General features: G+C 63.6%; 6 protein-coding genes. All 6 read right to left on the bottom strand.

Going from position 1 to position 7,436, the window contains the following annotated elements; genetic code table 11:
• Positions 1 to 274 precede the first annotated feature (274 nt).
• The 6 genes from AC1D13_RS12540 to AC1D13_RS12515 are packed head-to-tail and all read right to left on the bottom strand — an operon-like array spanning position 275 to position 7,366.
• Positions 275 to 766, bottom strand: a complete 492-nt coding sequence (locus AC1D13_RS12540) for a thioesterase family protein (protein WP_477689652.1) — start codon at positions 764 to 766, stop codon at positions 275 to 277.
• A gap of 46 nt (positions 767 to 812) precedes the next feature.
• On the bottom strand, positions 813 to 2,843 hold the full coding sequence (locus AC1D13_RS12535) for an acetyl/propionyl/methylcrotonyl-CoA carboxylase subunit alpha (protein ID WP_477689658.1): 2,031 nt from the start codon (positions 2,841 to 2,843) through the stop codon (positions 813 to 815).
• Positions 2,844 to 2,891: 48 nt separating this feature from the next.
• Positions 2,892 to 4,070 (bottom strand): acyl-CoA dehydrogenase family protein, encoded by a 1,179-nt coding sequence (locus AC1D13_RS12530; RefSeq protein WP_477689651.1) that lies wholly within the window; start codon positions 4,068 to 4,070, stop codon positions 2,892 to 2,894.
• Between the two features lie 31 nt (positions 4,071 to 4,101).
• Complete coding sequence (locus tag AC1D13_RS12525) at positions 4,102 to 5,760, bottom strand: acyl-CoA carboxylase subunit beta (protein WP_477689650.1); 1,659 nt, start codon at positions 5,758 to 5,760, stop codon at positions 4,102 to 4,104.
• Positions 5,757 to 6,641 (bottom strand): SDR family oxidoreductase, encoded by an 885-nt coding sequence (locus AC1D13_RS12520; RefSeq protein WP_477689649.1) that lies wholly within the window; start codon positions 6,639 to 6,641, stop codon positions 5,757 to 5,759. Before AC1D13_RS12520 ends, AC1D13_RS12525 begins: the two co-directional genes overlap by 4 nt.
• Entirely contained in the window at positions 6,638 to 7,366 is a 729-nt protein-coding gene (locus tag AC1D13_RS12515) for a TetR/AcrR family transcriptional regulator (RefSeq protein ID WP_477689648.1), read from the bottom strand. Before AC1D13_RS12515 ends, AC1D13_RS12520 begins: the two co-directional genes overlap by 4 nt.
• Positions 7,367 to 7,436: the final 70 nt, after the last annotated feature.

Here is a 7,436-nt window from a genome sequence, read left to right as displayed (position 1 = left end):
CCCCACCCCTTGTGGATGCGCCGAGGAGCGCGGGGCCAGACGGAGCAGGGCAAAAACTTGTTTGAGCCGACGGCGAGTTGTTTTTGACCCCGGCTGGATCGAGCACCGCAGGTTGCCGGTAGCGAAGCGGAGGGACGCAGGAACCAGGGTCGCCATTCTTTTGCTTACTTTTCTTGGGCGAAGCACAGACAAGTTAGTTGCATGCCGGGCAACCCCCGGCCAGCAACCCTCAGCAAAGAGCGCTAAGGCCGGAGCAAGAGCCGGCCAAGAAAACTTAAGAAACGATATAAGCCCCAGCCCCAGTAGAAAACAACTTCCCGTCAGCCCCCAAAAACTCCATCCGCGTACTCGCCACCCGCGACCCCAGCCGCATCACCTCAGCCCGCAACTCAAAAAACTCACTGATGCCAGGCCGCAAATAATCCACCCGCAGATCGATGGTGCCCAGCTTGGCAAAGCGGTGCAGCCGCTGCATCGGCGATTCGTCCATGTGGCGCGCGCCTATGGCCGCCATCACGGCGAGTCCGCCCATGGCGTCCAGACCGGCGCTGATCACGCCGCCGTGGATGCGGTTGTGGGCGTAGTGGCCGATCAGCTCGTTGCGCATGTCGATGCGGGCGGTGACCCGCTCCGCCGTCACCGAGGTGATCTTCAGCCCCAGCAGTTTGTTGAAAACGATTTTTTCCTCGAACAGCTCTTTGAGGCTGGCGACAAATTCCGGCTCGAACTCAATCGCGCCGGTGGGGGTGGGCTGTGTTTTGGTCATGGCGTCAATTGTCGTGCAGCGAAATCTTTCCTGATTTTCCGGGTTCTCATGCCTTGGCCTCATCGAATCTCAGCAACACCTGCCCGGTACTTGTTTGCTGACCCACCTCTGCCATCACAGCCGCCAGCACGGCATCGTGCGGGGCATTGACCGCGTGCTCCAGCTTCATGGACTCAATCACCAGCAGCGTGTCACCGCGCTTCACGGCTTGGCCGGGCGCCGCATGGACAGCAATCACCTTGCCGTTGAAGGGCGCCCGCAACTCCCGCGCGGCTGCAACACCGCCGGATGCCGCCGGTTCCAACGTGGCATCTTCCAGAAACAGGTCCACAGAGCCCGTCTGCACATGCCAGCGTGCGCCGGGTTGCCCGGCAGACTCCTTCAGGCGAACCGCCGATATGCGCTGCCCGGTCTGGCCTGTGCCTACCGTCAGAGCGCCATCGGGTCCCTGTGTGATCACCGCCTGCAACACCTCGCCGCCCGTTTCAATTTCCAGCGCGCCCCCGCCCAGCTCACGTATGCGCAGATCCAGCAGCTGCCCACGGTGGCGCAGCCGGACCGGCCTGGGAAACGGGCACGGCAGGCTGTTTGCGGCACTGTTTGAATCAATACTTTGATAGAAAATGGCCGCCAGACCATACGGCACAAGCGCAAGCAGCTCCTCTTTTTGTAGCGCTCCGCGTATCGTATCGCCCTGCTCCGCCAGAAAAGGAATCAGCGCATGCCCGGCGCGGAACACCGGATGAGCAAGACAAGCCGACAAAAACTGCCGGTTGGTGGGCAGGCCCAGCACTTCTGTACGGCCCAGCACCGCCACCAGCCGGTCTATGGCTTGCTCACGTGTCGCGGCATGCACCATCAGCTTGCCCAGCATGGAGTCGTAGTGCGGTGACACCACCTGGCCTTCAAACAGCGCGTGGTCAAAGCGAGCTTCGCCGGGTTCGCGAAAGCGCCGGACCGTGCCTGTGTGCGGCGTGAAATTCTCGTCTTCGGTACACAGGCGCACCTCAATCGCATGACCGCTAAACACCACCTGATCCTGTGCAAGAGGCAGCGGCTCGCCTTGCGCTACGCGCAGCTGCCATTCGACGAGATCAAGGCCTGTGACGGCTTCGGTGACTGGGTGCTCCACTTGCAGGCGCGTATTCATTTCCATCAGAAAGAAACTAGCCCCCACGCTTGCCACTTCGTGTGCTGCACGAGGCCCTGCAGGCCGCGGCCCGGCGGCGCTCAAGTCAGGCCCATCAACCAGAAACTCCACCGTCCCCGCACCTACATAACCCGCCGCTTGCGCCAGCTTGACGGCCGCGCCACACATCCGCGCACGCAGCGCCGCATCCAACGCGGGGCTGGGCGTTTCTTCAATGATCTTCTGGTGACGGCGTTGCACCGAGCAGTCGCGCTCGCCCAGATGAATGCAATGGCCGTGGGCGTCGGCAAACACCTGCACCTCGACATGGCGCGGATTCAACAAAGCCCGCTCCATCAGCAGCTCCCCGCTGCCAAAGGCCGAGAGCGCTTCAGAGCGGGCGCTTTGCAGCGCGGCCGAAAGGTGTGCGGCATCCCGCACCAGCCGCATGCCGCGCCCGCCGCCGCCCGCCACGGCCTTGACCATCAGCGGGTAACCGATGCGCGCGGCTTCGGCTTCAAAGCGCGCGTCGGACTGGTCATGACCCTGGTAGCCCGGCAGGCAGGGTACGCCTTGCGCCGCGGCGAGTTGCTTGGCAGCCGACTTGCTGCCAAGCTGCCGGATCGCAGCCGGCGGCGGCCCCACCCAGGTCAGCCCCGCCGCAATCACCGCGTCGGCAAAGGCGGCGTTCTCGCTGAGGAAGCCGTAACCCGGATGCACCGCATCGGCGCCGCTGGCCTCGGCCGCAGCAACCAGTTTGTCGATGCGCAGATAGGAGTCGGCGGAACTGACACCTCCCAGCGCATGGGCGATATCCGCCTCCTGCACATGCAGCGCACCGGTATCGGCGTCTGAATACACCGCCACCGTCTGCATGCCCATGGTTCTCGCGGTGCGCATGATGCGGCGAGCAATCTCCCCACGATTGGTCACCAGCAGGCGGCGGATGCTCTTCATGCAGGCGCCCCGCTCCGTACGCCAGGCATGGCCATGAACTCAGCCACCCTTCTTGCCGGGCTTGGCCACGCCCATCATTTTGGCGATAATCCCCATCATGACTTCGTCGGCCCCGCCGCCTATGGAGGCCAGGCGACCGTCGCGGAACATGCGCGCTACCTTGTTCTCCCAGGTGTAGCCCATGCCGCCCCAGAACTGCAGGCAGGTGTCGGGCACCAGGCGGTTGAGCCGCCCGGCCTTGAGCTTGGCCATGGAGGCCAGCTCGGTCACATCCTGGCCCTGCACATAGAGCTCGCAGGCGCGATACGTCATGGCGCGCAGGCTCTCGACTTCGGTCTTTATCTCGGCGAGCTTGAACTGCACCCATTGCTGGTCAGCCAGCGTGGCGCCGAAAAGCTTGCGCTCGTGCGCCCACTCGACCGTCCATTCAATGCAGTTGGACAGCGACTGGATGCAACTGGCCGCACACCACAGGCGCTCTTCCTGGAACTGCATCATCTGGTAGACAAAGCCCGAGCCTTCGCTGCCGATCAGGTAACGCTGCGGCACACGCACTTCGTCAAAGTAGATCAGGCCGGTGTCGGATGAGTTCATGCCGATTTTTTTGATCTTCTTGGCCGCTTCAATGCCTTTACGCAGCTTGCCCTTGTCGCGCATGGGCACCATGACCAGGCTCTTGTTTTTGTGCACAGGGCCCTCACCGGTGTTGACCAGCATGCACATCCAGTCGGCCTGCAGGCTGTTGGTGATCCACATCTTCTGGCCGCTGATGATGTAGTCGCCGCCGTCCTTGCGGGCTTGGCTTTTGATGGAGGCAACGTCGCTGCCGGCACCTGGCTCGCTCACACCGACGCAGCCCACGGCATCGCCGGCAATCGCTGGAGCGAGGAATTCACGCTTGAGCTCGTCGCTGCCGAAGCGCGCCAGGGCCGGCGTGCACATGTCGGTCTGCACGCCGATGGACATGGGGACGCCGCCGCAATCGATATGGCCCAACGCTTCGGCCATGGCCATGGCGTAGGAGTAGTCCAGGCCCGAGCCACCGTATTCCTCAGATTTGGTCAGGCCCAGCATGCCCAGGTTGCCGAGCTTCTTGAACACTTCATGCGCCGGGAATATTTCGGCGGCTTCCCATTCATCGACGTGCGGGTTGATCTCGGCATCAATGAAACGCTTGAGAGTTTTCTGGATTTCGAGGTGTTCGTGGGTGTACTGCATTTTTGTCTCCGGTTCTTTTTTGACTGAAGTGCTACATGCGCGCCACGCCAAACTGCATGGGCCTGAGCTGCCGCGCATCGGCCTCGGCGCACATTGCCAGGCACTGCGCCAGCACCGCGCGTGTGTCGCGCGGGTCGATGACACCGTCGTCCAGCATCAGGCCCGAGGTGCAGAACACATCGGCCTGCGCCTCGAACATGGCGACGATCTTGTCGTACTGGGCTTGCGACTGGGCCGGGTCCGGTACAAGGCCCTTGCGTGCCAGGGCCGCCTCACCCACGATCTGCATGGTGCGCGCGGCCTGTTCGCCGCCCATCACCGCCGTTTTGGCACCGGGCCAGGTGAAGAGAAAGCGCGGCGCGTAGCCGCGGCCGCACATGCCGTAGTTGCCCGCGCCAAATGAAGCGCCGCACTGGATGGTGATTTGCGGCACCGTGGCATTGGTCACCGCCTGGATCATCTTGGAGCCGTGCTTGATCATGCCGGCCTGCTCGCTCTCCTTGCCCACCATATAGCCGGTGGTGTTTTGCAAATAGACGATGGGGTGGCCCAGCTGGCACATCAGCTGGATGAAGTGCGTGGCCTTGTTGGCGCCGGCCACATCAATCGGGCCGTTGTTGCTGATGATGCCGACGGCACGGCCGTCAATCGATGCCTGCACGCACACCGTGGCCGCACCGTAGAGCGCTTTGAAAGGCAGAAAATCGGAACCGTCCACCAGCCGGGCGATTACCTCGTGCATGTCCAGCGGCTGGCGCAGGTCGCTGGGGAGCAGGCCCAGCAGCTCGTCAGGCGGGTAAACAGGTTCGCAAGGGGAATCCTTGTTTGCTATTAAATTGGTAGCTGCCTGCGCTCGTTCTGCTTTGGTTTCAGCCCGATTTGACCATGAAGTCCGGGCCACAACTTCTCTGGCCAGTCCCAGCGCGTGGCGATCGTCGTCGGCCAGTTGTTCGCCCAGGCCTGACACGCCGGTGTGCATTTCAGCGCCACCCAGTTCTTCTTCGGTCGCCACCTCGCCGGTGGCGGCCATCAGCAGCGGCGGGCCGGCAAGGAAAGCGCGGGAACGCTTGCGCACCATGATGACCACGTCGCTCAGGCCCGGCATGTAGGCGCCCCCCGCCGTGCCCGAACCGTGCTGCACGGTGATCACGGGAATGCCCGCCGCCGACAGGCGCGCCAGGTTGCGAAAGAGGCTACCGCCGTGCACAAAGCCTTCGACCCGGTAGCGCATGAGGTTGGCGCCCGCGCTTTCCACCAGGTGGATAAAGGGCAGCTTGTTTTGCAGCGCGATCTCCTGCACGCGCAGGATCTTTTCCAGCCCCATGGCCTGGACGGCGCCGGCTTCTATGCCCGAGTCACTGGCCACCACCATGCAGCGCACACCGCTCACAAAGCCGATGCCGGCCACCACGCCGCCGCCCGGCACCGACTGGGCCGCGTCCTTGTTGTCCTGCAGGTAACCCGCGAGGGAACACAGGCCCAGCCAGGGCGCCCCCGCATCCAGCAGCAAAGCCACACGCTCACGCGGCAGCAACTGGCCGCGCTTTTCAAAGGCGGGCCGTGATTTGGCGGAGGCGGCGGCGCTGCGCTCTTCCAGTGCGCGCAGTGCGGCGATGCGCGACAGCATCGCCTCACGCCACTGCGAGGCTTGTGGCGATTGCGCATTCCACGCAGACTGGAACAGCGTCATGACTGGAAGACCTTGGGGGTTTCTGCCAGGTGAAAGCCGTCGAAGGGCGTGATCGCCTCACGCTGCAGCGCTTCAGCATCGGGCCGCCGCATGGGCCAGCCCATGCGCATCTGGGGCCTGGCGCCGTCGACGCGCAAGGTGCTGCCACTGACGAAGTTGGCGGCCTTGCTGAGCAGGAAGACGACGGCCGCCGAGGTTTCGCTTTCGGTGCCGAAGCGGCCCAGTGGCACCGTGTGGCGCATCTCGCGCAGCATGGGGCCGGCCTCGGGCGGGTAGTGGTCCATGCCGCTGGAGGCGATGTAGCCGGGTGCCACCGCGTTCACCCGCACGCCGCTATGGGCCCATTCGGCCGCCGCGGTTTCGGTGAAGCTCACCATGCCGGCGCGCGCCGCGCCGCTGTGGCCCATGCTGGGCATGGAACCCCACATGTCGGCCACGATGTTGACGATGCTGCCCCCTTTGCCTTGCATTGCCTGCAAATAGCATTCCCGCGCCATCAAAAATCCGCCTGTCAGGTTGGTGTTGATCACAGCCTCCCAGCCCTTGGCGCTGATGGATTCCAGCGGCGTGATGTACTGGCCACCCGCGTTGTTGACGAGCCCATCGATACGGCCCTGCGCCACCACGATGGCGGTGATGGTGGTCTTGACGGCCTCTTCCTGGCGGATGTCGCAGGGGTGAAAACTCACGCGACCGCCCTGCGCCACGATTTCGCCGGCCACGCTGTGGAGTTTCTCGATATTCCTGCCTATCAGCACCACATGCGCGCCCAGCGCGGCGAGTTCATGCGCGATACAGCGGCCAATGCCGGAGCCGCCGCCGGTGACAACAATGACCTGGCCGGAAAAAAGGCCGGGCTGGAACACGGATTGGTAGCTCATGCGCGGACCTTTCTTGCCGGGGATTTCGGAGTCTTTTCGCCAATGAACAGCGCCATGGCCGCATCCGCCAGATCATCCAGCGATGCATCTTTCTTGGCGTCAAACCACTGCACCGACCAGTTGAGTGCGCCAAAAATCAAAAGGCGCGACAGCTTCACCGGCCCCTTGAGTTGCCCTGCGGTGGCTAGCGCCTCCAGCACCGGCTCCCACACGGCTTCGTAGTCGCCCTGCAGCTTTGCCAGCAGGTTGCGCTGCCGGGCTGTGATGGAACGCGACTCGTAAAGCATCACAGGGATGAAGTCGCTGCCGGGGCCCAGCAGCACGTCAAAGTGGTTGCGGATCAGCACGCGCAGCAGCGCTGGCGCCTCAGCGGTAGAGAGCCCCGCCGCCTGCAGGGCCGCAGCCTGGCGTTGAATCGCCGAGCGCATGCCCTCTTCCATCACGGCATGGAGCAGCGCGCCCTTGCTTTTGAAGTGATAGAAGGGCGAGCCGCTGTGCATGCCGACGGCCGCCGCGATGTCGCGCGTGCTGGTGGCGTCAAAGCCTTTTTTCCGGAACAACCTGGCGGCCGCATTGACGAGTTCGACCCGCCGGTTGCCGTCGTCGCGTTCGTCCAGGGTTTTGCGCGGCCGGCCGCGCGGACGCTTTTCAGCACTGTCGGTTGCGGTTTTCGAAGAGGTATGAGCGCGTGCGGCAGGTCGCGAACGCGCGGCAGGTTTGTCCATAAGGACGGACCTTAGCAAAACCCTGTATTTTTAGCAAGCAAGTGCTTTGTAAAAATACCGGGCCGCGTTT

Source organism: Polaromonas sp. P1_E12, from assembly GCF_056405975.1.
The sequence above is the reverse complement of the archived record's forward strand: the minus strand, read 5'-3'. Positions and strand labels throughout refer to the sequence as shown.

Excerpts from the sequence above, each read along its gene's own strand:
- AC1D13_RS12525 (WP_477689650.1), bottom strand. The coding sequence starts at position 5,760 with ATGACGCTGTTCCAGTCTGCGTGGAATGCGCAATCGCCACAAGCCTCG.
- AC1D13_RS12515 (WP_477689648.1), bottom strand. The coding sequence starts at position 7,366 with ATGGACAAACCTGCCGCGCGTTCGCGACCTGCCGCACGCGCTCATACC.
- AC1D13_RS12520 (WP_477689649.1), bottom strand. The coding sequence starts at position 6,641 with ATGAGCTACCAATCCGTGTTCCAGCCCGGCCTTTTTTCCGGCCAGGTC.
- AC1D13_RS12540 (WP_477689652.1), bottom strand. The coding sequence starts at position 766 with ATGACCAAAACACAGCCCACCCCCACCGGCGCGATTGAGTTCGAGCCG.
- AC1D13_RS12530 (WP_477689651.1), bottom strand. The coding sequence starts at position 4,070 with ATGCAGTACACCCACGAACACCTCGAAATCCAGAAAACTCTCAAGCGT.